This window comes from Streptosporangium sp. NPDC050284 (genome assembly GCF_044459525.1).
Taxonomy (GTDB): domain Bacteria; phylum Actinomycetota; class Actinomycetes; order Streptosporangiales; family Streptosporangiaceae; genus Streptosporangium.
The window spans coordinates 43,374-68,350 of sequence record NZ_JBITIZ010000026.1 but is presented as its reverse complement, the minus strand read 5'-3'; the positions used below and the strand labels follow the sequence as shown (position 1 = coordinate 68,350).

The window sequence follows — 24,977 nt, the reverse complement described above, 5'->3', positions numbered from 1 at the left end:
CGGTGTGACGATGCCGGGAGAGAGCGGCAAAAAGTCGAAAAGCCTGGTGGTTTCTGGCTTATTTCCTCTCCATTTCAGGATGGTAAGGATGAGTTCTGACGACAGTCAAGCAAAAGATTGTCCAGTCAAGGCAGAAAGACGCGCTCCGCACGGCGAAAGCGGCTCCGTCCAGGCAGTCCCTTCAGGCCCCACCGAGTGACTCATTCGAATCCCGCATCGCCCGACCCGTTTTTGGTCATCCCAAACCAACCTAGAAACCGCCCCGAAACCACCCCGGGACAACAAAAAGGGCGCTCTCCCAGAGAGCGCCCTTCGACGAACGTCCGGCCGTCCACACGTCCCCGCCCGGCCATCACGGCCATCACGGCCAGGCGGTCAGGCGGTCAGGCGGTCAGGCGGTCAGCGTGCGACGCTCAGAGCATCGCCTTCATCGAGGCGGTCGCCTGCTCGCCGAGTGTCGTCGGGGTGAGGTACGGCTGCTCGGCGAGGATCGCCTCCCAGTTGTCCCGGATGTCCTCCACGGTGTGGTCGTCCTGCCGCCAGCCGGGCCCCTCGGCCACGAACACCCGCGCGATCCGGCCGCCACCGACGCTGAAGACCTCGCCGCTGGTCTCGCAGGCCTCGTGCGCCAGGAAGGTCACCAAAGCGCTGACCCGCTCCGCGGTGAACTTGGCCTCGAACTCCGCGGGCAGGAGCTCCTCGGTCATCCGGGTCCAGGCGATCGGCGCGATCGCGTTGGCCTTGATCCCGGCCCTGGCACCCTCGATGCCGAGCGTCTTGGTGAGGCCGACCAGCCCCATCTTGGCGGTGGAGTAGTTGGCCTGGCCGAAGTTTCCGAACAGCCCGGCCGGCGAACTGGTGTTGACGATGCGGCCGTATCCCTGCTCCTTGAGGTACGGGAAGGCCGCCCGGCTGACCAGGAAGGAGCCGCGGACGTGGACGGCGAGGACCTGGTCGAACTCCTCGACGCTCATCTTGCCGAAAGACCTGTCCCGCAGGATGCCCGCGTTGTTGACGACGATGTCCAGCCGCCCGTAGGTGTCGATCGCGGTCCGCACGATCGCCTGGGCCCCCTCGGGGGTCGCGACGTTGTCGGTGCTGGCGGTCGCCTCCCCGCCGGCCTTCCTGATCAGCTCGACCACCTCGGCGGCCGGGCCCGCGGAGGCACCGGTGCCGTCCAGCGCCCCGCCCAGGTCGTTGACGACCACCTTCGCGCCGCGCTCGGCGAGCGACAGCGCGTGCGAGCGGCCGAGTCCGTGCCCCGCGCCGGTGATGACCGCGACCCTGCCGTCAAACCGCAGCTCTGACATCCGCAATCCTCCCACGAGAACATAATTCTAGTCGTCTGAACAATAGCCCGCCCGACCCTCGCGATGCCATGGGCCCCCTCGGAGGTCACCCCACGACGGTGTCCGGGAAATCTTCCCGGACACCGCTCGCGAAACCGGGGCGAGTCGTCGGCGGCCCCCTCGACACCACCATGGGGACCATTACCGAGAAAGGCGCGCAACGGTAACCAAAAATGCCTGAGATCATTGCGCACAGTAAGCACCCGTGTTAATTTCTGCTAAAGTTTTTGCCTCACACGGGCGAGGGTCAACGACAACACCCCTCACTTTTTCCCAGTAAGGCCCCGCCCAATATTTTGGGCTGGAGGCCCTATATGTCCTTGTCGCCGCCCCTGCGCGTGGTCCAGTGGGCCACGGGCGCCGTCGGCAGATACTCCCTGCGCAGCCTGATCACCCGGCCGGAATTCGAACTCGCCGGGGTTCTGGTCTACGACCCGGACAAGGTGGGACAGGACGCGGGGACCCTCGTGGGGCTTCCCGAGGCCGGTGTCATCTGCACCGACGACGTCGAGGAGATTCTCGCCACGAAGGCCGACTGCGTGCTGCACATGCCCCTGCCGGCGTCCTACTTCGGCGGGGAGCATCCGAGCGACGTGGAGACCATCTGCGCGCTGCTCGCCACCGGCAAGAACGTCATCACCACCACCGGGTTCGTGTATCCCAAGTGCCACGGCCCCGGGGTGGTGGAGCGGCTGGAGGCCGCCTGCCGTGCGGGGGGATCGTCCCTGCACGGCACCGGTGTCAACCCGGGCTTCATGAGCGACATGCTGCCGCTCACGCTGACCGGCCTGTCCAGCCGCGTCGACCACATCTACGTCCGGGAGTCGTCCGACTTCCGGGGCCACCCGTCCCGGCAGATCGTGGTGGATCTGTTCGGCTTCACGCGTTCGGCCAAGGACTACGTCGCCGCGGTGCGCCCCTTCCGCGCCTTCCAGCGCTCGCTGTTCGCCGAGAGCGTCCAGTTCGTGGCCGACAACCTCGGCGTGGCCCTCGACGAGGTCGAGGAGAGCGACGAGTTCGAGCTCGCCTCAGAGGAGTTCGAGATCGCCGCGGGACCGGTCAGGGCGGGCACCGTGTGCGCCTCCCGCTGGATGTTCAGCGGGCTGGTCCGTGGCCGTCCCTTCATGACCGTGGAGTGCGTCTACAAGGCCGACGCCACCCGGGTGCGACGCTGGGCCGACCCCGGCTTCAGCGTCCACATCGAGGGCGTGCCCCAGCTGATGCTCACGGTCGACGAGATCTCCCACGGCCTGGCCGGCGCCGCCGCCCACGCCGTCAACTCCGTCGCCGCCCTCTGCGCCGCCCCACCGGGCATCCACACCGCGCTGGATCTCCCCCTCGTCACCGGCCGGGGCACCGTCCGCCTCGCCTGAGGATCCTCCTCGGCCCCCTCCGAGGCATCCCCAGAGCGACACTTAGCACCTTTACCGAATAAACGGATATAAGCGCATTTGTGGATGCGTCAACATGCTGATCACCCGTGACGATCACCGGCTCCGCACCGTGTTTTTCCCGTTTTCCCGGCTCCCGGTTCCCTGTTTCACCGCCCTCGCCGGCCAGGCCCGTGAGACGTTCCCGCGAGCCCGGCCGGAGAATTCCCGAAGAATCAGGGGTGCGGGATGAAACGCCCGAAGCGGCCCTGGTGATACAGGAGCGGGCGCCCGCCGGGTTCGAGGCCGGTCTCGATGACGAGCCCGACGACGAGGACGTGGTCGCCGATGTCGACGGTGGAGTGGGGAGCGCAGACCAGGTGGGCCGAGACACCGCCCAGCAGTGGGGCGCCCAGGTGCCCGGGGGTCCAGGAGGTGGGAGCGGCGAAGCGGTCGACGCCCTTCCTGGCGAAACGCGAGGCCACCTCGGCCTGGTCGCTGGCCAGGACGTTCACCGCGAAGTGATCGGCCTGCCTGAGCCGGGGCCAGGTGGTGGAGGATCGGTCCACGTAGAAGGAGACGAGCGGGGGCGCGAGGCTCACGGACGAGAACGAGGTAGCGGTGAGCCCGACCGGGGTGCCGTCGACCTGCGCGGTGACGACGACGACCCCGGCCGCGTGGACGGCGAGCGCCCGCCGGAAGCTCTCCGCGTCGACCGCGCGGCTCGACAGTGTCTCGGTCATGAAACCTCGCTCATGACGATGTGGGGTGCTACCAAGATGCTCCACTTGGTCACTTTTCCCCCTCCGAGGAACAAAGGACACCTTTCAGAACCCATTACGTCCGTCATCTCTTCCCGATGTCACGTACGGACCCTTTCCCCGAAGGCCGCGACCACCTGCGGGCCGACCCGGTCGACCCACGGGCCGAGGACGGCGTCGAGGTCGGGAATCCGCGACTCCAGCAGCGCGAGGCCCGGGGTGGGAACGGTCGCGCCGAGCTCCACCAGCAGCGGCCGGAGGTGGACCTCCACCGCGAGCGAGTGTTTGGCGTCACCCATCACCAGGAGCGGGAGTGCGACGGCGGAGGCGAGCGCGCCACCCGGCAGCCGGTCGAGAAAGACCTTGAGCAGGCCGGTGTAGGTGGCCTTGTAGGTCGGGCTCGCCACCACCAGCACGTCGGCCCCGGCGACCAGCTCCAGCGCGGCCTTCACCTCCGGCACCGTCTCGGGGGCGAACAGCAGCGGGGCGAGGACCGCCAGGTCGACGACCTCCGGAGCCTCCCCGTCCCCGATCCGCAGGGCGACGGTCTCCGCCGCCCGTACGGCCACCGCGAGGGTGCGCGATCCCGGTCGAGGGTTTCCCACCACGGTCACGACGCTCATGAGGCCACCGGCGCTTTCTGGTCATGGTCGATGTCGGAACGGAGAAGTCTCCACACCTCGTGGCGGTACTCGCCGAAGCGGGAACCAGCCCTCGGGGCACCTTCGCGGGGGCCGAGGTCCACCTCGACCACCCCCCGGATCCGGCCGGGCCGGGAGGTCATCACCGCGACCCTCTGGCCGAGATAGACGGCCTCGTCGATGCTCCGGGTGGTGAACAGGAGCGTCGTGCCGGTCTTCTGCCAGATTCGTAGCAGCTCCTCCTGGAGCGACTCCCGGGTCCCGGCGTCCAGCGCGGCGAACGGCTCGTCGAGCAGCAGCAGGGCCGGATCCGTCGCGAGGCTCCTGGCGATGGCGACGCGCTGGGGCATGCCGTGGGCGAGCTCGTGGGGGTAGCGGTCGCCGAGGCCGCCCAGCCCCACCAGGTCCAGATACTCCCTGGCCAGGTCGGCGCGCTCCCGCCTCGTGGCGGCCCTGCCCTCCAGCGCGAACTCGATGTTGGACAGCGCGGTGCGCCAGGGGAACAGCGCGTACTGCCGCAGGACGACCCCCCGGTCGAGGCCGGGCCCTTCGAGGGGGGTCCCGTCCAGCAGGATCCGGCCGGCGGTCGGGGCGGCGAGCCCCGCGATCAGGTCGAGGAGGGTGGACTTGCCGCAGCCGCTCGGCCCGACGAGGGTGAGAAGCTCCCCCGCCCGTACGTCGAGGTCGACGCCGGCGAGGGCGGCGAAGGAACGTCGGGTGTCACGGCCGGCGAACTTCTTGCCGACCCCCTGGATTCTGAGCTTCATCGGGCACCCCCGAGACGGGTGCCGCCGAGGGCGGGGACATGTCTGATCTTGATCACGATATGCGTCCTGTGGGATATGGGAGGAGACTGCGGGTCGATTCGTGATCACGGACACTGCGCACTGAACACGCGGCAGAGATCGACGTGCGTGCACCGAGTCAGATAGACGCCCATGGCAGAGAAACTACGCACCACTCGACGCCAAGTCAATATTTCCTACTGGTTGTACATGAAATACCTCGCAAGGGACGTACGACCGGCCGGATCGCGCTCCCCGAAGGTCACGTACCGTCGAAGGATGAAACTGGAAAAGGAGATCTCCGGCGGCCGCTTCGAGAGGCAGCCGAACCGGTTCACGACGCGGATCGAGGAGGGCGGCGAGCACCCGCCCGAGCCGGGCCGCTACCAGATCTACGCCTCCTACGCCTGCCCCTGGGCGCACCGCTCGCTCATCGTCCGCGAACTGCTGGGCCTGCGGGAGGTGATCGGGGTGACGATCGTCGACCCGATCAGGGACGAGAAGGGCTGGCGGATCCCCGGGGGCGACCCGGTGACCGGGGTGGAGTATCTCTCCGAGCTCTATCTGGCGACCGACCCCGGCTACGAGGGCCGCTACACGGTGCCCTGCGTCTGGGACATCACCGCCGGGCGCATGGTCACCAACGACTACCCGCAGATCACCCTCACCCTGGAGACGGCCTTCGCGCCCTGGCACGCCGAGGGCGCACCCGACCTCTACCCGCGGGAGCTGCGCGAGGAGATCGACGCGCTCAACGAGGTGATCTTCCAGGGGCTCAACAACGGCGTCTACCGTGCCGGGTTCGCCCGCTCCCAGGAGGCGTACGACGAGGCGGTCACCGATGTGTTCGCCACGCTCGACCTGCTTGAGGAGCGGCTGTCCACCCGCCGCCGCCTGCACGGCGACGCGCTCACGGAAAGCGACGTGCGGCTCTACCCGACGCTCGCCAGGTTCGACGCCGTCTACAACTCGCACTTCAAGTGCTCGGTGCGGCGGTTGAGCGACTATCCGGTCCTGTGGGCCTACGCCCGCGAGCTGTACGCCATCCCCGCGTTCCGCGACACGACCGACTTCGATCAGATCAAGCGGCACTACTTCGTGACCCAGACGAACGTCAACCCCAGCGGGATCGTGCCACGAGGGCCGGAGATCGACTGGACCGCTCCCTGAGGGAGGCCACGGTGATGTGAAAGTTTCATCCGACAAATCGGTCATTCCCCCGGTCGGCGGGCGGGTTGGGAGGGGTGGCGGTTGACGATCGGCGAAACGCGCTGGAAACATCGGGCATCCAGGTTGTGGGAGCGCTCCCACTTGGATCTCTCCGACCGGGATCCTCGGACCCGCGCTCCCACAACCTGGAACCTCCCCCCGCCCAAAGGATCCTCCGTGCGCAGACCTCCCGCCTGGCTCGCCCTCGCCACGGCCGTAACCCTGGTGACCCTGACCCCCCTGCCCGCAGTGGCCGACGGCCCGGAACAGATCGTGAACGGCACCTTCGACAGCGGTACCGCCCCCTGGTGGAGCACCGGCAACACCACGCTGGAGGTCGAAGACGGCCGCCTGTGCGCCGACGTCCCCGGCAACACCGTCAACCCGTGGGACGTCATCGTCGGCCAGAACGACATCCCCCTGGTCAAGGACGAGACGTACGAGTTCTCCTTCTTCGGGATCGCGACGCCCGGCCGGGTGGTCAAGGCCCTCGTCCAGCTCCCGGTGGACCCCTACACGCAGTATCTGGCGGCCAACCCCGAGCTGAGCGTGTCCGGTAACGACTACCGCTACACCTTCACCTCGCCCGTGGACCTGCCGAACGGGCAGGTGGCGTTCCAAATCGGGGGCAGCGCCACCCCCTGGAGGTTCTGCGTGGACAACGTCTCACTGAAGGGCGGTGCCGAGCCCGAGGTCTACGAGCCGGACACCGGACCCCGCGTTCGGGTGAACATGGTCGGCTACCTGCCCTCAGGACCGAAGAACGCCACCCTCGTCACCGAGAAGACGGAGTCGACCGGCTGGAAGCTCAAGCGCGGCGGGGAGACCGTCGCCGAGGGTGACACCCTCCCGCGCGGTGTCGACGAGAGCTCGGGCCAGAACGTGCACTCGATCGACTTCGGCACGGTCACCACGCCCGGCACCGGCTACACCTTGGAGGCCGACGGCGAGACCAGCCGGCCCTTCGACATCGGTGCGGACGTCTACAGCGACCTCAGGACCGACGCGCTGAAGTTCTACTACACCCAGCGCAGCGGCATCCCGATCCTCGACGAGCTCCGCCCCGGCTACGGAAGGCCCGCCGGGCACATCGGGGTCGCCCCCAACCAGGGTGACATCGAGGTGCCCTGCCAGCCGGGCGTCTGCGACTACACGCTGAACGTCAAGGGCGGCTGGTACGACGCGGGCGACCACGGCAAGTACGTCGTCAACGGCGGCGTCTCCGTCCACCAGCTGATGTCCGCCTTCGAGCGCGCCAAGACCGACGGCGTCCACAAGGACGGCGACCTCGACATCCCCGAGAGCGGCAACGGGGTGCCCGACATCCTCGACGAGGCCCGCTGGGAGCAGGAGTTCCTGCTCAGCATGCAGGTCCCCGACGGGAAGCCGTACGCGGGAATGGCCCACCACAAGATCCACGACGCCGCGTGGACCGGCCTGCCCCTCATGCCCCACCTGGACCCCCAGCCGCGCGAGCTGCACCCGGTCTCCACAGCCGCCACCCTCAACCTGGCCGCCACCGCGGCCCAGGCTGCCCGTCTCTTCGCCCCCTACGACGCCGCGTTCGCCGCGCGCAACCTCGCCGCGGCGAAGAAGGCGTGGGCGGCGGCGAAGGCGAACCCCACCCGGTACGCGGACCCCGCCGACGGGGTGGGCGGCGGCGCCTACAACGACGACAACGTGACCGACGAGTTCTACTGGGCCGCCGCCGAGCTCTACCTCGCCACCGGCGAGAAGGAGTTCAAGGACTACGTGCTCGCCTCGCCGCACCACACCGGCGACATCTGGCGCGACCGGGGCTTCGACTGGGGCAACACCGCCCAGCTCGGCCGCATGCAGCTGGCGACCGTGCCCAACGCGCTCCCCGACCGGGCGCGGGTCCGCGAGTCGGTCCTGGAGGGCGCGGACAAGTATCTCGCCGTCCAGAAGGCCCACCCGTACGGCGTTCCCTACAACCCGGCGGAGTACGACTGGGGTTCCAGCCACCAGGTGATCAACAACATGGTCGTGATGGCCGTCGCCCACGACCTGAGCGGCGAGGCGAAGTACCACGAGGGGGTGCTTGAGGGGCTGGACTACATCTTCGGCCGCAACGCGCTCAACCAGTCGTACGTGACCGGCTACGGCGAGGTCGCCTCGAAGAACCAGCACAGCCGCTGGTACGCCCACCAGCTCGACCCGTCCCTGCCCAACCCGCCGCGCGGCACCCTGGCCGGAGGCCCGAACTCCTCCATCCAGGACCCGGTCGCCCAGGCCAAGCTGCAGGGCTGCAAGCCCCAGTTCTGCTACATCGACGACATCGAGTCGTGGTCCACCAACGAGCTGACGATCAACTGGAACTCCCCGCTCGCCTGGATCGCCTCCTACCTCGAGACCCCCGCCGCCGCCCCCGGTACGTGCAAGGTCACCTACACCAACCACGGCCAGTGGCCCGACGGGTTCAACACCCAGGTCACCCTCACCAACAACGGGACCGAGGCGATCGACGGCTGGACCCTCAGCTGGTCCTTCCTGGGCGGCCAGAGCGTACGGCAGCACTGGAGCACCGCGATCACCCAGGACGGCGCGACCGTGACCGCGAAGAACCTCGCCTGGAACAAGACCATCAAGCCCGGCGGATCGATCACCTTCGGCTTCCTCGGCGCCGACGCCCCCGGCCCCAACCCCCGACCGGACCGCTTCCTCCTCAACGGCGGCCTCTGCACGTGACCCGTGCGATGTGAGCCCATACGTCCACAATTAGAAGCCGAGCCCGTGACCTGCGCTTATCAATGTTAAGGTATCACGGATCATATGGTCGATGACATATAGCCCCACGGACCGTGGGGCTATATGTCATCGAGATCGAGCAGGACTGAGTCAGGCATGGCTCACAACACGTGGGAGCGGACGGGCGCCGAGTTGAACGTCACCTTCACCCCCCACGCGGCCGCCTGACGCCACTTCAGGGTGGCGGGGGCGCCCTAAACTGGGGCCGTGATCGAGGACATCCGGGTGGATCCCGCCGTCAGCGCGCTCAGGCCCGACTTCGGGGTGCTGGTGATGGGGGTGTACGGGCTGCGCAACGGGCCCACCGACGACAGGTCGCGGGCCTGGCTGGCGGAGGCGGCGGAGAAGGCCGTGGCGATCGACGACCCGAGGATCGAGTCGTGGCGGGAGGCCTACCGGGGGTTCGGGGCGAAGCCGCAGCGGACCAGGCCGTCGGTGGACGCGCTGGTCAGGCGGATGCCACCACCGGAGATCAACCGGGTGGTCGACGCCTACAACGCGATCAGCATCAGGCACGGCCTGCCGATCGGCGGGGAGGACCTCGCCCGCTACGAGGGAACGGCGAGGCTGGTGCGCGCGAGCGGCGACGAGCCGTTCGAGGTCGCCGAGAAGGGCGAGCCCGCGATCGACCATCCGGAGGCCGGCGAGGTCGTCTGGCGCGACGACAGGGGCGTCACCTGCCGCCGCTGGAACTGGCGGCAGTGCGTCCGCACCCGGATCACCGAGGAGACGACGGACGCGCTGTTCCTGCTGGAGCGGCTCGCGCCCCTGTCGGCGGAGGAGCTTCGCGCGGCCGGGGACGAGTTGGCCGGGCTTCTCGAAGATGTCACTGCGGGGATACGGGTGGAGTCCCGGCTGCTCTGGCCGAGCTGATCACGCCCGCCGTACCGGGCTGACCAGCGCCTGAGCGAGTAAACGGTTACCCGGTGACTGACCGTTTTAACCCGTACTGAGAGGATCGCCAAGGAAGCTGCCGTCAGACTGGCGCAGGTCCGAGCCAAGGCGAGTAGCCTTGGACAGGTTCTCTATCATCAACGCCGATCTGCGGAAGAGGGCGATTTCCGCCGTGTCGTCTGAGTCGTCGCGGACAAACCCGCTGGCAGCCTTTGGTCAGAACGAATGGCTTGTCGACGAGCTGTACCAGAAGTACCTCCAGGACCCCGAGTCGGTCGACCGGGCCTGGTGGAACTTCTTTGCCGACTACAGCCCTGATTCGGGGTCCGGCCGTGCCGCCGCGCCCCGTTCGGGGTCCGGCGATGCAGCCGCACCCCATTCGGGCGATGCCGCCGCATCCCAGGGGGCGGCCGCCGCCGCGTCCGCTCCACCGACACCCGCTGCGCCCTCGGCCCCTCCGGCCGCGGCTCGGGCCACCCCGGCCCCCGCGGCGACGACCCCGGCACCGGCGGCGGCCAAGCCCGCCCCGGTCGCCCAACCCAAGCAGGAGACGCAGTTGCCCGCCCCCGCCGGTGCCGAGGAAGTCCGACTGCGCGGCGCCGCCGCGAGGACCGCGGCCAACATGGAGGCCAGTCTCGTTGTCCCGACGGCGACCAGCGTGCGCGCGGTCCCGGCGAAGCTGCTCATCGACAACCGGATTGTGATCAACAACCACCTGTCCCGCGGTCGCGGCGGCAAGGTGTCGTTCACACACATCATCGGCTACGCGGTGATCAAGGCCCTCAAGGTCCTGCCGGAGATGAACCACTCCTACTCCGAGGTCGACGGCAAGCCGGTGCTGGTCAAGCCCGAGCACGTCAACCTGGGCCTCGCCATCGACGTCGCCAAGAGCGACGGCACCCGCCAGCTCCTGGTGCCGTCGATCAAGGCGACCGAGGGGATGGACTTCCGCCAGTTCTGGGTCGCCTACGAAGAGGTCGTGCGCAAGGCGAGGGCGGGCAAGCTGGGGGTCGACGACTTCAGCGGCACGACGATCTCGCTGACCAACCCGGGCACCATCGGCACCGTGCACTCGGTGCCGCGCCTGATGCCGGGACAGGGCACGATCATCGGCGTCGGCGCGATGGAATACCCCGCCGAGTACCAGGGGGCCTCCCCCGACACGCTCTCCCGCCTCGCGGTGAGCAAGGTCATGACGATCACCAGCACGTACGACCACCGCATCATCCAGGGCGCCCAGTCGGGCGACTTCCTGCGGCAGGTCCACCGGCTGCTGCTCGGCGAGGACGGCTTCTACGACGAGATCTTCGAAGCCCTCCGGATCCCGTACGAGCCGATCCGCTGGGTCCAGGACATCTCGACCACCCACGACGACGACGTGGCGAAGTCGGCCCGGGTCATCGAGCTCATCCACGCCTTCCGGGTCCGCGGCCACCTCATGGCCGACACCGACCCGCTGGAGTACAAGCAGCGCAAGCACCCCGACCTCGACATCAAGTCGCACGGCCTGACCCTGTGGGACCTGGAGCGCGAGTTCGCCACCGGCGGCTTCGGCGGCCGGCCCCTGATGAAGCTGCGCGAGATCCTCGGCGTGCTGCGTGACTCCTACTGCCGCACCATCGGCGTCGAGTACATGCACATGCAGAACCCCGAGGAGCGGGCCTGGATCCAGGCCCGCGTCGAGCGCCCGCACGCCAAGCCCGACCGCACCGAGCAGCTGCGCGTCCTGGAGCGGCTGAACACCGCCGAGGCGTTCGAGACGTTCCTGCAGACGAAGTTCGTCGGGCAGAAGCGCTTCTCGCTGGAGGGCGGCGAGTCACTGATCCCGCTGCTCGACTCGGTGCTGAGCTCCGCGGCCGAGGAGCGGCTCGACGAGGCCGTGATCGGCATGGCCCACCGCGGGCGCCTCAACGTGCTCGCCAACATCGTCGGCAAGTCGTACGGGCAGATCTTCGGCGAGTTCGAGGGCAACATCGACCCGCGCAGCGCCCACGGCTCCGGTGACGTGAAGTACCACCTGGGCGCCGGCGGCGACTTCGTCTCGCCCGACGGCTCCAAGCTCAAGACCTCGGTCGTGGCCAACCCCTCCCACCTGGAGACGGTCGACCCGGTCCTGGAGGGTGTGGTCCGCGCCAAGCAGGACCTCCTGGAGCGCGGCGAGGAGGGCTTCACCGTCCTGCCGGTGCTCGTCCACGGCGACGCGGCCTTCGCGGGCCAGGGTGTGGTGGCCGAGACGCTCAACCTGTCGCAGCTGCGGGGCTACCGCACCGGCGGCACCGTGCACATCGTGGTCAACAACCAGGTCGGCTTCACCACCAGCCCGGCCAGCTCGCGCTCCAGCGTGTACGCCACCGACGTGGCCCGGATGATCCAGGCCCCGATCTTCCACGTCAACGGCGACGACCCCGAGGCCGTGGTCAGGGTCGGCAGGCTCGCGTTCGAGTACCGCCAGACGTTCCGCAAGGACGTGGTGATCGACCTCATCTGCTACCGGCGTCGCGGCCACAACGAGTCCGACAACCCGGGCTTCACCCAGCCGCTGATGTACGACCTGATCGATGCCAAGCGCTCCACCCGCAAGCTCTACACCGAGGCGCTGATCGGCCGGGGCGACATCACGGTGGAGGAGGCCGAGGGCGCGCTCCGCGACTACCAGGCCAAGCTGGAGAACGCCTTCGCCGAGACCCGCGCGGCGGCCAAGGACCCGACGGGCGAGTTCTCCCGTCCGGTCGACATGGAGACCGTCCCCTGGTCGCACGAGGACGTCAAGACGGCCGTCTCCGAGGAGGTCGTCAAGCGGATCGTGGAGACCCAGCTCAACATGCCCGAGGGCTTCACCGTCCACCCGCGCCTGCTGCCGGTGCTGCAGCGTCGCGGGCAGATGGTCGCCGAGGACCGCATCGACTGGGGGATGGGCGAGACCCTCGCCTTCGGCTCGCTGCTGATCGACGGCCACCCGGTCCGCCTCGTCGGCCAGGACTCGCGGCGCGGCACGTTCACCCAGCGGCACGCCGTGCTGGTCGACCGTGTCACGGGCGAGGAGCACACCCCGCTCAAGACGTTCAACCAGGGCACCACGAAGTTCTACGTCTACGACTCCCTGCTGAGCGAGTACGCCGCGCTCGGCTTCGAGTACGGCTACAGCGTGGAGCGGCCCGAGGCGCTGGTCGCCTGGGAGGCGCAGTTCGGCGACTTCGTCAACGGCGCCCAGTCGATCATCGACGAGTACATCACCTCGGGTGAGCAGAAGTGGGGCCAGCGCTCCGGCGTCGTCCTGCTGCTGCCGCACGGCTACGAGGGGCAGGGCCCCGACCACTCCTCGGCCCGCATCGAGCGCTTCCTGCAGATGTGCGCCCAGGACAACATGACCGTGGCCCAGCCCACGCTCCCGGCCAACTACTTCCACCTGCTGCGCTGGCAGACGCTGTCGAACCGGCACCGTCCGCTGGTGGTGTTCACGCCCAAGTCGCTGCTGCGGCACAAGGCGGCGATCTCGGCGGTGAGCGACTTCACCTCGGGGTCGTTCCGGCCGGTGCTCGGCGACACCACGGCTCCCCCGGCCGACGTCCGCAAGGTCGTGCTGGTCTCCGGCAAGCTCTACTACGACCTCGCGGCGGCCCGCGACAAGCAGGGCCGCAACGACGTGGCGATCGTCCGCCTCGAGCGGCTCTACCCGTTCCCCGGCGACCCGCTGGAGGCCGAGCTGAGCCGCTACTCCGCCGACATCAAGCTGGTGTGGGCGCAGGACGAGCCGCTCAACATGGGTCCGTGGCCCTTCCTGGGACTGAAGATGGCCGAGAATCCGGGTGTCTTCGGCGGGCGTTCGATCAAGCGGGTCTCCCGCAAGGCCAACTCCTCCCCGGCGACCGGCTCGCACTCCACCCACGAGGTCGAGCTGCAGCAGATGCTCGGCGAGATCTTCGACTAGGCGACCGACGGGTCCCAGACAGGCATCACCACGGAAGTCCCCCGCAGGAGCCCTTGCGGGGGACTTCCCCGTTGTCGCGGGCGTCACCGCGAGGGTGAACCACGGCGTCATCAGCGTCACTGAAGGAGAACGTGATGTATTTCACCGATCGGGGCATCGAGGAGCTGGTCGCGCGCCGGGGTGAGGAGGAGGTCACCGTGGTGTGGCTCGCCGAACGCCTGCGCGAGTTCGTGGATCTGAACCCCGACTTCGAGACGCCGGTGGAACGGCTCGCCACCTGGCTGGCGCGGCTGGACGACGAGGACGACTGACAAAAACACGATATATCTTGACCTTCCGGTGGACGCGACATATCGTGTTCACCAGAAGGAGGTCACGCACATGCGGCAGTGGACGATCGAGAAACCAGAGCAGCTCACCTTCGACTCCGTGAGAAAACTCAACGTGCGGATCGTGGCGGGAAAGCTGGCGGTGCTGGCCAGCGACGGCCCTCCCACACTTGAGGTCACCGAGGTCGACAGCCCTCCGTTGCTCGTCACCCACGACGACGACGGCACGCTCACCGTCACCTACAAGGACCTCACCTGGGACGGTCTGCTGGGCTGGCTTCGCCCCGGGCGCCGCAGGGCCACGCTGGCACTGACCGTGCCGAAGAACTGCCCGGTCAACGTGGGCGTGGTCTCCGCGTCCGCGGTCGTCGCCGGGTTCGAGGACCGCACCTCGGTCAGAAGCGTCTCCGGCGAGATCGTGCTCGACGGGGTGAGCGGCGAGATCAACGCCGACACCGTCTCCGGTGCCGTGGAGAGCCGCGGGCTGGTCGGAGACCTCTCGTTCAAGAGCGTCTCCGGCGAGCTGACCGTCGCCCAGGGCACACCCCGGCGGCTGAGCGTCACCACCATCTCCGGCAAAATCACCGCCGATCTAGAGCTCCCGCCGACCGGCCACGTCACGATGAACAGTGTCTCCGGCGACATCGTGCTCCGGCTCCCGTACACGGTCGAGACCGATGTCAAGATCCGTTCCACCTCGGGCAGGCTCGACACCGGCTTCGCCGAACTCGACCACTCCGTCCAGCCCGGCGCGAAGACACTGGGCGGCCGGATCGGCGGCGGCATGGCCTCACTCACGGCCAACACCGTCTCCGCCGACGTCACCCTCCTGAAGGGATCACAGGCATGAGCCCGGTCTTCGGCCACGGAAGGCTCCGGCTCTACCTCCTGAAGCTGCTGGAGGAGAGCCCCCGTCACGGCTACGAGGTGATCCGGCTTCTCCAGGACCGCTTCCTCGGCGTCTACTCACCCTCCCCCGGCACGATTTACCCGCGCCTCGCCCGTCTGGAGGAGGAGGGCCTCGTCACCCACGAGGTCGTGGACGGCAAGAAGGTCTTCACCATCAGCGACCGGGGCCGCGCCGAGCTCAACGGGCGGCTCGACGAGCTCGCCGACCTGGAGCAGGAGATCTCCGACTCCGTCCGCGACATCGCCCGCGAGGTGAAGGAGGACGTGCGCGACACGGTCAAGTCGCTGCGCGAGGAGCTCACCCAGATGGCGCGCGACGTACGCCAGGGCTCCGAGCAGGACTCGCGCAAGGTCTGGCGCGAGCAGAAGACGGAGTGGCAGCGCCAGAAGCAGGAGTGGCAGCGCCAGACCGACGCGTGGAAGGACGAGTGGAAGCGCGTCTGGGCCGACGGCTTCGCCGGCGAGGGGTCACGCGCGGGAGACGCCCGGCTCGGGCAGATGCTGGCCGATTTCGTCGAGGAGGTCCGCAGGGACGCGGCGTCCGCGCAGGTCAGCGAGGAAACCCTCGCGACCGCCCAGGACGCCCTGTACGACGCGGCCCGCCGCATCCGCGAAACGCTCCGATGACCTGCGGCGGTGCCTCGTACGGCACCCGCCGGTCGTGACGTGCGGCGCCCGACGGTCTCCATAAGATGGCGGCCCCGGAGCCGGTGAGCCCCCGGCCGCCGGACTCGCCGGCCCGTGGGCCCAGCCGGCCAGGGGACAGGCCGCGCCCAGGGTTCCCCGGGTCGCCCCACGGGGCCGGGCGACCCGTGCGGCCGCCCGGACGACCCACGGGATCGGCCGGGCTCATCCCGGCAGGGTGAAGACGACCTTTCCGAACAGCTCGCCCTCGTACATCGCCGCGAAGCCCTCGCGCGCCTCGGCCATCGGCAGGACGCGGTCGATCAGCGGGCGAGTGCCGGTCTGCTCCAGGAAGCGGGCCAGCCTGCCCAGCTGGTCGCGGGTGCCCATGGTGGAGCCGATCACGGAAAGCTGCAGGAAGAAAACACGGTTCAGGTCGGCCGGAGGGACCGCGCCGCTGGTCGCGCCGGAGACCACGATCCGGCCGCCGGGGCGCAGCGCCTTCAGTGAGTGCCCCCAGGTGGCCTGACCGACGGTCTCCATCACCGCGTCGACCCGCTCGGGCAGCCGGGCACCGCTCTCGAACGCCTGGTCGGCGCCCAGCTCCAGAGCCCGCGCCCGCTTGCTCTCCGAACGGCTGGTCACCCAGACCCGGTATCCCCCGGCCCGGCCCAGCAGGATCAGCGCGGTGGCCACTCCGCCGCCCGCGCCCTGGACCAGCACGGTCGAGCCCGGCTCAAGGCCCGCCTTGTCGAACAGCATGCGGAAGGCGGTCAGCCAGGCCGTCGGCAGGCAGGCGGCCTCCTCGAAGCTGAGCCCGGCGGGCTTGGGCACGAGGTTGCGCCGGGGCACGGTGACCCGCTCGGCGAAGGTGCCGTCGTACTTCTCCGAGAGCAGGGAGCGCTTCGGGTCGAGTGTCTCGTCGGCCCCGCTGCCGATCACCGAGTGCACGATGACCTCGTTGCCGTCCTCGTCCAGCCCGGCGGCGTCGGCGCCGAGCACCATCGGGAGTTGCTCCTCGCGAAGCCCCACCCCCCGCAGACTGAACAGGTCGTGATGGTTGAGCGAGGCGGCTCTCACCGTGACGGTGGCCCACCCGTCGGGAACCTTGGGTTCAGGGCGCTCACCGAGCGTGAGACCGTCGAGAGGATTGTCGGGATCGATCCGCGTGGCGGTTACAGCGAACATGGCCGCACCCTACGCCGTCCGCGTCGGGTCCACCGCGAACGGGGTGTCCTACGCCGTCCGTCTGATGGTTATGCCGGCCATTGTCCGCTCGACGTGTCCCTGCTCCCCCGAGGCCGCGACGTACACGCCGTCCTGGCAGGTCTCGGCGGAGAAGCGACGCCGCCGCTCGATGACGGAGAGTTCGATCGACGCGACGTCGCAGCCGGGGATCGGAGCCAGCACCAGCAGCGTCTCCCTGGCCCCGCCGAACCACAGCTGCGGCCCCAGCGGCTCACCGCGAAGGGTCTCCCCTCGCCCGGCCAGCCGCAGCGGGGGCCTGGCGTCGAGCACGAGGTAGCCGCCCTTGGTCACCCTGCCGCGCAGGTTGCGCGCCCAGAGCATCCGCTGTTCGAAGGGCATGCCGTTCTTGAGATCGCGCAGCGCCACGAACCACGGGTCGAACGCGAACAGCAGCACCTCCCCCTCGGCCGCGCTCATGGGAGGCCAGAGCGTGACCCCCTTGACCAGCCGCCGGATCATCGGTCGTCCCTGGGAGACCCCCGACGGGCCTCCCGAGGGCACGTTCAGTTGCCGGTAAGGACCGGTGTCGCCGTCGAGCCGGCCCGACATCGCGGGCCGCACCCCCAGCTTGGCGAGTCCCACCTCCACCGGGTAGCTCACCTCCGCCGCCGAACCGTCGGGGAAGACCACGTCGATGATCTCCCTGCCGCCCTCCTGGCGAAACCGCGGGTGAAGCACGTTCGGGACCTGCTCCGCGACGACGCCCGCCCGCGTGGGCACCGACTGCGGCGGGGGCGGCGGAACCACGTCCGGCTCCCGGCCCGTCAGCAGGTTCCACGCCACGAGTGCGACCAGCGCCGCGCCGGCGATCCAGCGCCACGGACCCCCCTGGGACCTCGCCTCGATGATGTCGTGCTGCCCACCGGCCACGTCTTCGGCCGCCTCCTGCGGAAGGTACGGTTCTCGGCCCCATCTTCGGGGCCCGGCGGTCTCGGCACCCGTGTCAGTACCGTCACGAATCAGAGTCGATACCCACGGGGAAGGTGCCGCCGCACCGCCGGGTCACCCGGCCCGCCGCGTCCGGCGCCCCGACGTCTGTGTTCCGGTGCCCGATGCACGACCTCCGAGCCCGTGTTGCGGGGGCCGATGCACGAGAGCGGGACTTCGACGTCCGAGCCTGTGCTCCGAGGTCCGATGCACGAGGGCCGGGGGCCGTGTTCCGGGGTCCGTGGTGCGACATCCGTGTCGCGGGACCCGTGTTCCAATATCGCTCTCGCGCCCGCGAGAACCCTGTACCGTCTCCCGGAAAATGACCATGAGAAGCCGTGACACAGCACCAAGAAGGTCACTTCGCTCCACGGCCGGAAGATACCGGAGTTACTTGAGAAGCTCTCGGTAATCGCTGTTACCGATGGTGCCGGCGATGTCCTAGCGACCACCACACAGCCATGGTGAGCTGCGGAAATGCCTATCCGTTAAGTTATAACAAATAGCTATTTAAATAACGAGACAGCATCGGATGGAACCGACCGAGACTTTTTCCCGTCAATTCCTGCCGAGTGCTCGATCCAGTCAGTAACGTTCCGATCGTTTTCCCGGCGAGGAGAAGTCCCGTCTCCCCGCTGAGAACGAAAGGAGCTTCATGAATTCCCGAGCACGGCGCCTCACGATCCCCCTCACCGGTGTTCTCATGATCGCCGGAGTGATCGGCGCCACCACCGGTGCCAACGCCGGTACGGCCCCCAAGGACGTGGTCAGTTCCGCCGCCTCCGAGACGGCAGGCGAGGCCACCGCCTTCTGGTCGCCCGAGCGCATGCGCAAGGCCACCGACGCCACCGGCGACGTCGACCTGAGCGTCAAGGGCGGCAGGTCCTCCAACGCCGCGGGCCCCGACGGCCCCGGCGGGTCGGTCCCGCCGATCGGCGCGGAGGGCGCCAAGTCCGCCAAGAGCAAGCAGGTGAACCTGCCCAACACCGTCGGGCGCATCTTCTTCACCCTGCCCGGCGCCAACCCTGCGGATCCGAAGAGCTGGAAGTACTGCTCAGGCAGTTCGGTCCAGGGCAAGTACCGCAACGTGGTCGCCACCTCCGCGCACTGCGTCTACGACGTGAAGACCAACCAGTTCTACGACAACTGGATCTTCATCCCGTCCTACTGGGACGGCAACCAGGCGTGGGACGGCAAGAACCCCTACGGCATCTACGCGGCCAAGTGGTTCAACGCGCACGACGACTTCGTGGTGAAGGAGGACTACGACTACGACTACGCCTTCGTCAACGTCCACTCCGGGTTCAAGGTGAACTGGGAAAAGGACAAGGACGGCAAGTGGCAGCCGATCATCAAGAACGTCGGCCGTCTCGGCGACAACGTCGGCGGGCAGGGCTTCGCCTGGAACCAGAAGGTGAAGAACTCCGTCTTCTCCTTCGGCTACCCGGCCGGCCTGCACCCCGACGGCGACAAGCCCTTCTCCGGCCGCACGATGAAGTGGTGCTACGGCACGACCGGCGCCATGCCGGCCGCGCCGAAGTACAACGTCCAGGAGCACGTCGGCTTCAAGTGCGCCTTCACCTCGGGCGCGAGCGGCGGCCCCTGGCTCTACAAGTACAAGAACTCCAGCCGGACCGGCTACCTGGTCGGCGTGAACAGCATCGCCTGGGACACCGACAAGAACGACCGGTACGACAAGATCTCCTCGCCGTACTTCAACGGCGACACCTACAAGGTCTACAAGACCGCGGCCAACCGCTGGACCAGCTGACTCGCGCGCTCCGGCCGGCTGTAAGGCCATTCGGCCGGCCGGAGTGAACGAGGAGGACCCGTCCCGTACGGGTGGCGGCCGACCACGAACCCGGTCTCCGGATCGCTTCGGGGAAGGCCGCCACTTCGCCCGGGAACGTTCTATGCACGCACCGACCTCCCAAGGTTGTCCGTGAAGGCGAAGAGGGGGCCGGTGGCGGCCCGCATCGAGCAGAGGCTGCCGTAGATGCGTTCGAACCGGATGAAGCGACCGTTCCATACCCCGGTGGCGGTCACCGTGACCGGGTCGTACTCCAACGTGCAGGCCACCCCCGGCCTCGGCCTGAGCTTGCCGGGATCGCCCAGCACGTCGGTGAGCAACGCGCACGCGTGGACCGCGTCGGGATGGGTGCTGCCGAGCCGATCGCACAGCAGCAGGGCGTGGCCCAGCGCGGGCAGAGGCTTCTCTCCCCGCGCGAGGCTCAGCACGAGCACCTTGCCGCTACGCGAGGGCATTTCCCCGGGAAACGGTCTCACCGGTGCGGGCATGATCTGGGCGGGCTCGCCCGGATGGAGCGGGAGCGGTCTCCTCACCTGCGGTCCTCGGTCATCGGGCCGCACCTGCGGCCCGGGAACGGGGTCGCGAGGGGGCGGTGTGGACGCTGCGGCCGTACCCGAGAAGTGGAGAAGACCGGCGAGAGCAAGGCAAAGAAGACGCCGCATGAGATCTCCCGAGGACGTGTGACGCGGATGCCGGCTCAGCCTGCCCTCTCCCGCACTCGTGAGACGGCCACCAGCCCCGGTGTTTCCCCAGTTCATACGGTCACATGACCCGCGGCGGGGGCCCCGATCAAGATGAAGGAGATCAGACGGTCCCTGCGGGTTCCCGGTTCCATGGATTTTGTAACAAAAATATAACGGTCCAACTGACTGCCCGTTTTATAGCTTTTTAACCCATCTTTACCGAGTACGGTCACCTCTTGTCTCTTTACGCATGCGTGGGTTGCCGTCCCGAGCGACGACCCATGACAAAGAAGGAGCTTCATTGAACTCCCGAGCCAAGCGCCTCATCCTCCCCGTGGGCGGTGCCCTCGCCGCCGCCACGATGATCGGCGCCACCCTCCCCGCCACCGCACAGGCGAGCACGGCCGATCCCGACATCAAGTCGTCGGCCCTCACCCCCTCCGGTAACGCGAAGGCCATCGCGGGCTACTGGACGGCATCGAAGCTGAAGTCCGCGGCGACCTACACCGCCGACTCCACCGTCTCCGCCAAGCTGACCAAGACGGGCGCCGCCAAGGCCGCCGCCGACGGCAAGCCCGGCGTCGTCGCCCCCACCGGTGAGGGCGCCAAGAGCGCCGGCAAGTCGCGGAACGTGAACCTCCCCATCACCGTCGGCAAGGTCTTCTTCGTCGACGACAAGGGCAAGGAGCGTTGGTGCTCCGGTAGCGCCGTGCAGTCGAAGTTCCGCAACCTGGTCGCCACCGCGGCCCACTGCGTCTACGACACCGACACGAACAAGCCGTTCAGTAACTTCGTGTTCATCCCGGGCTACTACCAGGGCAAGGCCCCCTGGGGCATCTACGTCGGCGCCAAGGTCAACACCCACGACGACTTCACGGTCTACGAGGACTACGACTACGACTACGCCTTCGTCAACGTCTACAACGGCATCAAGCAGACCGGCGTCAAGGAAGTGACCGCGCCCACGTACGCGGCGACCAAGGGTCACAAGTACACCGAGGACAAGGAGATCTCCAAGTCCGAGTACGAGTTGGGGATCGAGAAGTACGGCGAGAGCGGGCCGTACTGGAAGAAGACCCTCGACCCCAAGGTCGAGACCGTCGCCAAGCCCGCCGACGCCCAGCAGTACATCGAGCAGTACGTCAAGGATGGCCGCAACGGCGTCAAGCTGACCGCGGTCGAGGTCGTCGAGAGCGTCTACAAGGCCGCCCCCGACAACCTGGAGAACAACGCCAAGTTCACCCGCTTCAGCGACGACAAGGGCAAGGTCGCGATCAGCCAGGAGGAGTACAAGCAGCTCCTCAAGGACAAGTCCGAAGGCAACTTCCTCGGCAAGCTCGAGGCTACCAAGGACGCCAACGGCAACGAGATCGCCTGGTTCAAGACGCGCTACTTCATCAAGAAGTGGGTGAAGACCAGCGTCAAGGAGGTCTACTTCTACACCCGGTTCTTCGTGGTGCTCCTTGCCGACGCGGGCCGTCTCGGCGACAACGTCGGCGGCCAGGGCTTCAGCTGGAACCAGAAGCTGGGCAAGAAGGTCTTCACGTTCGGCTACCCGACCTCGGCCCACCTCGACGGCAACAAGCCGTACTCCGGTCACACCCAGAAGTGGTGCTACGGCACGACCACCGCCGCGCCCGTCGTGGCGGCCTACAAGGCCGAGGAGCACCAGGCGATCAAGTGCGCCTTCACCCCTGGCGCGAGCGGCGGCCCCTTCCTGCTGCAGTACAAGAACGCCAAGCGGACCGGCTACCTCAACGGTGTCGTGAGCCTCACGATCGACAGCGACGGCAACAAGCGCTACGACCGCGTCACCACCCCGTACTTCAACGGTGAGACGTACGGCATCTACAAGCACGCCGCCAACCTCTGGACCGGGAAGCTTCCCGCCTAGGCACAGGCTTCGTGAACGAGAAGGGGCCCGGTGCACATCGGGCCCCTTTTTCCACCTTCACGGGGTGCTTATACACCGTCAGGCACACTGATCAGGTAACAGAGTAAGAGCGGATCGGTCCAACGAACTGCCCAAAACCAAGTTGATCTGGAAAAATCACCCCTTACGCCCCTGGTAGCCACCAGAAACTCCCCGGTCCCCGGAAAGGATCCCCCATGTCCTCCCGCGCTCGGCGGCTCACGGCCACACTCGGCGGGCTGGTCGCCGCCTGTGTGACCATGACGTTCGCGTTCGCCGGGAGCGCGGCGGCCGCCCCGCTGTACGGCCCCCCCAACGGGATCACCTCGATCACGCTGACCAAGAGCAGCGCCGACATGAAGCGGATCGCGGAGTACTGGAGCCCGGCCAGGCTCAAGCAGGCGATGGACAACGTGCCGGCCACGCCCGGCAATCCTCCCTCCTCCGCGTCCCCCCCTTCCGCCTCTCCTTCCTCCGGCGGCCCTTCGGGGAGCGCGACGCCGGGAAGCGCCACCGCCGCCGCGGCATCCGGCACCGGGGAGACCGGCGCGGCCACCAGTGGGAAGAGTTCCACCATGTCCGGGAAGACCGCGCCGGTCGTCAAGCCCACTCTCCCGAAGAAGCGGGCCCCCTCCTCCGGCGGCTCACCGGTGACCGTGGGCAAGGTGTTCTTCCGGATCGGCGCCAAGGACTACTGGTGCTCCGCCTCCTCCGTGGCGGCGGCCAACCGTAATCTGGTCGCGACGGCCGGGCACTGCGCCTACGACGCCAAGACGGGCAGCCAGGCCGAATACTGGATCTTCATCCCCGGCTACGACAAGGGCAACACCCCGTACGGGATCTACGTCGGCCACTCGCTCAACCTGCACGAGGACTTCGTCGGCCAGGGCGACTACGACTACGACTACGCGTTCGTCACCGTGCACGACGGCTTCAAGTGGAAGGCCGGCAAGACGTCCGGCAGCTACGAGATGGAGAGCGTCGGGAGCCTGGAGGACAACGTCGGCGGGCAGGGCCTGGTGACCAACCGCGGCACCGGCCTGTCCACGGTCGCCTTCGGCTATCCCGCCGCCCCGCACCCCGACGGTTACCGGCCCTACGACGGTCAGCGGCTGAAGTGGTGCGACGGACGCACCATCAAGGTGAAGGCCCCCACCCGCCTGGTCGAGCAGGGCATCGCGCTGACCTGTGGCTTCACCAACGGTGCGAGCGGTGGCCCCTGGCTGATCTCCTACAGCAACGGCCTCGGCTACCTCAACGGCGTCAACAGCTTCGCCTGGGACGTCAACACCGACCGCAGGTTCGACAGGATCTCCTCGCCGTACTTCATCGCGTCGACCTACGTCGTCTACCACTGGGCCGCGACCCAGCAGGCGCCCCGATCATAACGCCGCCTTAAGAGAGTCTTAAGAGACCCTTATACGGGGTTTGCTCCGCCGATCGCTGCATAGGTTGCTTGTCGTCCCGCAGTTCCCGGATGTCCGGGAACGTTGCAGCGCAAGGAGCTCGTCTTTTGAAGCACTCTCTTCTCCCCCTCGGTGGCGCCGCAGCCACTACCGCCCTGTTGGCCACCACCCTGGTCGGCCCTCTCGCCGGCACTGCCCAGGCGGCCCCCGACTGGGCGACCGACCCGATGGCGAGGAACAACGCCTCGGCGATCTCGGTCATCAACTTCTGGGCGGCCTCGAACTTCGCCGCCCTCAAGAAGGCGACGGTCTACAACCCCGACCCCGGGGCACCGAAGATGAAGGTCGGCGGCGGTTTCTCCCCCGACGGCAGGCCCGGCAGCGTCGGTCCGACCGGCTCACAGAAGGGCGCCCCGTCGACCGCCAAGAACGTCAACCTGCCGAGGACCATCGGCAAGGTGTTCTTCGTCGTCAACGGTCAGTACCGGTGGTGCTCGGCCACCTCGATCCAGGGCAGGTACCGCAACCTGGTCGCCACGGCCGGTCACTGCGTCTACGACCCGGGCAGCAACAGCGACACCCTCGACAAGTGGGTCTTCGTCCCCGGCTACTACCAGGGCAAGACCCCGTGGGGCATCTACGTCGGCAAGTCGGCGTGGACGCACTACGACTTCGCCAACTACGAGGACTACGACAAGGACTACGCCTTCGTCACGGTCTACAACGGCGTCGCCTTCAACGGGGTCAAGCAGGTCACCAAGCGTGAGTACGACGGGTTCAGCGGCCCCAAGTGGTCACGTGGCTCGCGCTACCACATCCTGCTGTCGAAGGACGTCGGCCGTCTCGGCGACAACGTCGGCGGCCAGGGCTTCACCTGGAACCAGAGGACCGGCAAGACCGTCTACGTCTTCGGCTACCCCACCGCCCCGCACCCCGACGGCGACAAGCCCTACAGCGGCGTGACGCCCAAGTACGTGTACGGCAAGACGTCGGGCAAGGAGTACGTCTCCTCGGCACACAAGGTCGAGGAGCACGTCGGCCTCAAGGGCGCCTTCACTCCCGGCGCCGATGGCGGACCGTGGATCTCGCAGTACAGCAGCTCCACCCGCCTGGGACTCGTCAACGGCGTCACCAGCCTGTTCGGCGACCAGGACCAGAACGACCGCTACGACCTCATCACCTCGCCGTACTTCGACGGCGAGACCGCCGATATCTACCGCAAGGCCGCCAACGTGTGGTCCGGCAGGATCGTCGGCCCGAACGGCGAGCTCTACAGGTGACTCGCATCTCCTGAGGGGGTCTCCCCCTGACCGTTCGCGGGACCCGGCGCGCAGCGCCGGGTCCCGCACCCGTTTTCCGGGGGAAGAGGCGGGTTTCCAGGGATCGAGAAGGCGTTTCACAGGGCGATCCGGAAGCTTCTCCA

Annotated in this window: 19 protein-coding genes; 12 read left to right on the top strand and 7 right to left on the bottom strand. The window is 68.0% G+C overall.

Annotation, left to right across the window (positions count from 1 at the left end; genetic code table 11):
* Positions 1–413 precede the first annotated feature (413 nt).
* On the bottom strand, positions 414–1,310 hold the full coding sequence (locus ACIBH4_RS37055) for an SDR family oxidoreductase (protein ID WP_362769050.1): 897 nt from the start codon (positions 1,308–1,310) through the stop codon (positions 414–416).
* Positions 1,311–1,663: 353 nt separating this feature from the next.
* Between ACIBH4_RS37055 and ACIBH4_RS37050 the strand changes: the two genes are divergently transcribed.
* Positions 1,664–2,722, top strand: coding sequence for a dihydrodipicolinate reductase (locus tag ACIBH4_RS37050; RefSeq protein WP_362769047.1), 1,059 nt, complete (start codon positions 1,664–1,666; stop codon positions 2,720–2,722).
* A 233-nt stretch (positions 2,723–2,955) separates the two neighbouring features.
* Here ACIBH4_RS37050 and ACIBH4_RS37045 read toward each other — a convergent pair whose 3' ends face one another.
* From ACIBH4_RS37045 to ACIBH4_RS37035, 3 genes are all read right to left on the bottom strand, one after another.
* Positions 2,956–3,462 carry a flavin reductase family protein gene (locus ACIBH4_RS37045; RefSeq protein ID WP_362769044.1) on the bottom strand — a complete coding sequence of 169 codons (507 nt, stop codon included), beginning with the start codon at positions 3,460–3,462 and terminating at the stop codon, positions 2,956–2,958.
* A gap of 119 nt (positions 3,463–3,581) precedes the next feature.
* Positions 3,582–4,103 (bottom strand): NAD(P)H-dependent oxidoreductase, encoded by a 522-nt coding sequence (locus tag ACIBH4_RS37040; protein WP_362769042.1) that lies wholly within the window; start codon positions 4,101–4,103, stop codon positions 3,582–3,584.
* Entirely contained in the window at positions 4,100–4,888 is a 789-nt protein-coding gene (locus ACIBH4_RS37035; protein WP_362769039.1) for an ABC transporter ATP-binding protein, read from the bottom strand. The genes ACIBH4_RS37040 and ACIBH4_RS37035 overlap by 4 nt, the downstream gene beginning before the upstream one ends.
* Before the next feature lie 297 nt (positions 4,889–5,185).
* On the opposite strand from ACIBH4_RS37035, the gene ACIBH4_RS37030 reads away from it, so the two are divergent.
* The 7 genes from ACIBH4_RS37030 to ACIBH4_RS37000 all read left to right on the top strand — a co-directional run bounded on the left by ACIBH4_RS37030 (position 5,186) and on the right by ACIBH4_RS37000 (position 15,571).
* On the top strand, positions 5,186–6,076 hold the full coding sequence (locus ACIBH4_RS37030; RefSeq protein ID WP_362521461.1) for a glutathione S-transferase C-terminal domain-containing protein: 891 nt from the start codon (positions 5,186–5,188) through the stop codon (positions 6,074–6,076).
* A gap of 216 nt (positions 6,077–6,292) precedes the next feature.
* Positions 6,293–8,824, top strand: coding sequence for a glycoside hydrolase family 9 protein (locus ACIBH4_RS37025; protein ID WP_362521458.1), 2,532 nt, complete (start codon positions 6,293–6,295; stop codon positions 8,822–8,824).
* Between the two features lie 267 nt (positions 8,825–9,091).
* Complete coding sequence (locus tag ACIBH4_RS37020; RefSeq protein WP_362769037.1) at positions 9,092–9,757, top strand: phenylalanine--tRNA ligase beta subunit-related protein; 666 nt, start codon at positions 9,092–9,094, stop codon at positions 9,755–9,757.
* A gap of 193 nt (positions 9,758–9,950) precedes the next feature.
* Positions 9,951–13,706, top strand: coding sequence for a multifunctional oxoglutarate decarboxylase/oxoglutarate dehydrogenase thiamine pyrophosphate-binding subunit/dihydrolipoyllysine-residue succinyltransferase subunit (locus tag ACIBH4_RS37015; protein ID WP_362521497.1), 3,756 nt, complete (start codon positions 9,951–9,953; stop codon positions 13,704–13,706).
* 134 nt (positions 13,707–13,840) lie between these two features.
* Positions 13,841–14,017 (top strand): DUF6104 family protein, encoded by a 177-nt coding sequence (locus tag ACIBH4_RS37010; protein ID WP_329094229.1) that lies wholly within the window; start codon positions 13,841–13,843, stop codon positions 14,015–14,017.
* 70 nt (positions 14,018–14,087) lie between these two features.
* Positions 14,088–14,885: a DUF4097 family beta strand repeat-containing protein gene (locus ACIBH4_RS37005; protein WP_362521450.1), complete on the top strand. Its 798-nt coding sequence runs from the start codon at positions 14,088–14,090 to the stop codon at positions 14,883–14,885.
* The gene (locus ACIBH4_RS37000; RefSeq protein ID WP_362521446.1) at positions 14,882–15,571 is read left to right on the top strand and encodes a helix-turn-helix transcriptional regulator; all 690 of its coding nucleotides are present in this window, start codon (positions 14,882–14,884) and stop codon (positions 15,569–15,571) included. Before ACIBH4_RS37005 ends, ACIBH4_RS37000 begins: the two co-directional genes overlap by 4 nt.
* A 222-nt stretch (positions 15,572–15,793) precedes the next feature.
* Here the strand turns inward: ACIBH4_RS37000 and ACIBH4_RS36995 are convergent, their stop codons facing one another.
* Entirely contained in the window at positions 15,794–16,756 is a 963-nt protein-coding gene (locus ACIBH4_RS36995; RefSeq protein WP_362521443.1) for a zinc-binding dehydrogenase, read from the bottom strand.
* A gap of 48 nt (positions 16,757–16,804) precedes the next feature.
* Positions 16,805–17,686 (bottom strand): hypothetical protein, encoded by an 882-nt coding sequence (locus tag ACIBH4_RS36990; protein WP_362521439.1) that lies wholly within the window; start codon positions 17,684–17,686, stop codon positions 16,805–16,807.
* Positions 17,687–18,398: 712 nt separating this feature from the next.
* On the opposite strand from ACIBH4_RS36990, the gene ACIBH4_RS36985 reads away from it, so the two are divergent.
* On the top strand, positions 18,399–19,514 hold the full coding sequence (locus ACIBH4_RS36985; protein WP_362521436.1) for a serine protease: 1,116 nt from the start codon (positions 18,399–18,401) through the stop codon (positions 19,512–19,514).
* A 140-nt stretch (positions 19,515–19,654) separates the two neighbouring features.
* Here ACIBH4_RS36985 and ACIBH4_RS36980 read toward each other — a convergent pair whose 3' ends face one another.
* Positions 19,655–20,008: an SSI family serine proteinase inhibitor gene (locus ACIBH4_RS36980; RefSeq protein WP_362769034.1), complete on the bottom strand. Its 354-nt coding sequence runs from the start codon at positions 20,006–20,008 to the stop codon at positions 19,655–19,657.
* A gap of 529 nt (positions 20,009–20,537) precedes the next feature.
* Here ACIBH4_RS36980 and ACIBH4_RS36975 point away from each other — a divergent pair.
* The 3 genes from ACIBH4_RS36975 to ACIBH4_RS36965 all read left to right on the top strand — a co-directional run bounded on the left by ACIBH4_RS36975 (position 20,538) and on the right by ACIBH4_RS36965 (position 24,834).
* Positions 20,538–22,130 (top strand): hypothetical protein, encoded by a 1,593-nt coding sequence (locus ACIBH4_RS36975; protein ID WP_362769031.1) that lies wholly within the window; start codon positions 20,538–20,540, stop codon positions 22,128–22,130.
* Between the two features lie 215 nt (positions 22,131–22,345).
* Positions 22,346–23,536: a hypothetical protein gene (locus ACIBH4_RS36970; RefSeq protein WP_362769028.1), complete on the top strand. Its 1,191-nt coding sequence runs from the start codon at positions 22,346–22,348 to the stop codon at positions 23,534–23,536.
* A 125-nt stretch (positions 23,537–23,661) separates the two neighbouring features.
* A complete protein-coding gene (locus tag ACIBH4_RS36965; protein ID WP_362769026.1) occupies positions 23,662–24,834 on the top strand; it encodes a hypothetical protein in 1,173 nt (390 codons plus the stop codon).
* Positions 24,835–24,977 lie beyond the last annotated feature (143 nt).